General features: G+C 58.6%; 1 pseudogene. It reads right to left on the reverse strand.

Features of this window, described 5'->3' with window-relative positions:
- Positions 1–194: pseudogene (mraY, locus tag R0J92_RS27060) on the reverse strand (phospho-N-acetylmuramoyl-pentapeptide-transferase); the annotation flags it as partial.
- Between the last annotated feature and the right edge of the window lie 38 nt (positions 195–232).

Below are 232 nucleotides of genomic sequence, written 5' to 3' on the forward strand. Positions count from 1 at the left end.
TGGGTCTGCGGGCCGTCGGCGCGGCTCGGCTGGCCCTTCCCCTGACGCACCCGGAGCGAGTTGATGATCGACGGGCCGAACAGGAACACGATCAGCGCCGAAGTGATCATCGCGCCGCCGGTGCGGAAAGTAATGTAGCGGAACACATTGAGCGGTGTCATATGTTCGGCGAAGAAGGTGAGAAGCATCAACATTTAGAGAAAAATCCCTCAAATACCGCTTATTCCGCCGG

Origin of the sequence: Tritonibacter sp. SIMBA_163 (assembly GCF_046535935.1) — a bacterium.
Lineage (GTDB): Bacteria > Pseudomonadota > Alphaproteobacteria > Rhodobacterales > Rhodobacteraceae > Epibacterium > Epibacterium scottomollicae.